The organism is Streptomyces brasiliensis (genome assembly GCF_014647875.1).
Classification (GTDB): domain Bacteria; phylum Actinomycetota; class Actinomycetes; order Streptomycetales; family Streptomycetaceae; genus Streptomyces; species Streptomyces brasiliensis.
The window spans coordinates 1-1,685 of the sequence record NZ_BMQA01000203.1 but is presented as its reverse complement, the minus strand read 5'-3'; the positions used below and the strand labels follow the sequence as shown (position 1 = coordinate 1,685).

Annotated in this window: 2 protein-coding genes and 1 pseudogene; all 3 read left to right on the top strand. The window is 69.1% G+C overall.

What is annotated here, in order from left to right:
• Nucleotides 1-208: pseudogene (locus tag IEZ19_RS49705) on the top strand (IS5/IS1182 family transposase); the annotation flags it as partial.
• A 34-nt stretch (nt 209-242) separates the two neighbouring features.
• On the top strand, nt 243-572 hold the full coding sequence (locus IEZ19_RS49700; RefSeq protein ID WP_229841743.1) for an ANTAR domain-containing protein: 330 nt from the start codon (nt 243-245) through the stop codon (nt 570-572).
• Nucleotides 573-854: 282 nt separating this feature from the next.
• Nucleotides 855-1,685, top strand: an 831-nt coding sequence (locus tag IEZ19_RS49695) for a ferritin family protein (RefSeq protein ID WP_189317942.1), incomplete at its 3' end; no start/stop codon positions are given.

Genomic DNA, 1,685 nt, shown 5'->3' with positions numbered 1-1,685 from the left:
GAAGAAGGGCTCCAGGGGTGGCCGGCCCGTCAGCCACGACGCCGATCTCTACAAGGAGAGGAACACCGTCGAGCGCCTGATCAACAAGCTGAAGGCCTGGCGAGGCATCGCCACCCGCTACGACAAAACCCCGGAAAGCTACCTCGCCGGCCTCCACCTGCGCGCCTCGATGATCTGGATCAAAGACCTCGCTCAGACCACCACTTGATCACGATTCAATACGCGCCCTAGTGGGAGCAACCGTGACGCCCCAGCGCCCCGACCTCGCTGCGGACCAGCCCGAGCTGGGCGAGATCGCTGCGGAGCTGGCGCGGCTGCGCGAGGAGAACGCGCAGCTGCGTCACGCTCTCGCATCCCGGTCATTGGTCGACCAGGCCCGCGGCATGATCATGGCGATCGGCCGCTGTACGTCTGTCGACGCCTGGGAGGTGCTGATGGCCGTCTCCCAGCACAGCAACGTCAAACTGCACACCGTCGCCCAGCAGCTGGTGGCCACGACTGGGGGCCACCAGCTGCCCGCACCGATACGCCGCGCCCTGGGCCAGATAGTGCGAGCCAGCCGACGCCGATGAAGCAACGCAGCCCGGGCACCCCGCGGCTCCGCGCGCCGCTGTCCCCGTCGTCGCCCGTGCCCGGGGCGCTTCGTCCGTCGGTGCCCAGCGAGCCTGAGTTCACGTGGTGGTGCCTGCGCAGATTCCGGAGACGAGAGCCAGAGGTCGGCCAGTTGGCCACCTCCCGCGGGTGCGTCGGCGGGAGATGCGGGAGTGGCCGTTGCAGGGCACGGTGGAGATAAGGGGGCGGGGCCGGTCACCGGCCCGAGTCATGCGAGCATCGCCCTAGTCGAAGGAAACGTGATGGCCATAGCCACAGACATGCTCGTTCCTGCGCTGCGCGAGGTCCGTGAGGCCGAAGCAGCACTTGCCGACCGCTTCAAAGCACACCTCGCCGTTACGCCTGCCGGGGAGTACCGGGAGATCCTGGAGCGCCGTGTCGGCGATGCCCGAGGGCACGTGTATGCCATCGACGAACGCCTGGATACGTTGAAGCCCCGCGGGCTCGTGCAGAACGTTCTCAACAACGCCTGGGACCTCACCCGGCACGTGGCCCGGCTGCCCCTGGATGCGGCCATGGTCGCACCGAGCGCCCTGTTGCGGAGCCAGCCGGCGAAGGCGACGGAGGAGCAGCTACTGAAGAACGTCGAGGAGGAGTACGCGGCCACCGCCTTCGCCGTGGCCATCTGCCGGGCCGCCGAGCGTATCGCTCAAGAGGCCCAGGACACCGTCACGGAGGACCTGCTCAGCTCCATCCGCCGCGACGGCGAGGAGACGCTGGACGAACTTGCCGGCCGTCTCGACCGGCAGGCACAGGCGGCGGTGGCGGCCGCCGAGGCAGCGACGGCGGCCACCGAGGGTGCCGGCGCCGGCGCCAGCCAGGCCGTCCGCGACTGGGGCAGCTGGCTGCGGGAGACGGCCGAGCGGATGCCCGGCGTGGACCGGATCCAGGGCGTGCCGGAGGGAGCTCTCCTTGCGGAGGACGAGCTGCCGATCGCCGACTACCGCAGGCTCAGCACCAGGATGATCCTCGACCGGCTCCCGCAGCTGTCGCAGAGTGATCTTGCCACTGTTTGCTCCTATGAGCGTTCTCATGCGGCCCGTCCCGCGGTCCTGAGCAGGATCGCGGATCTG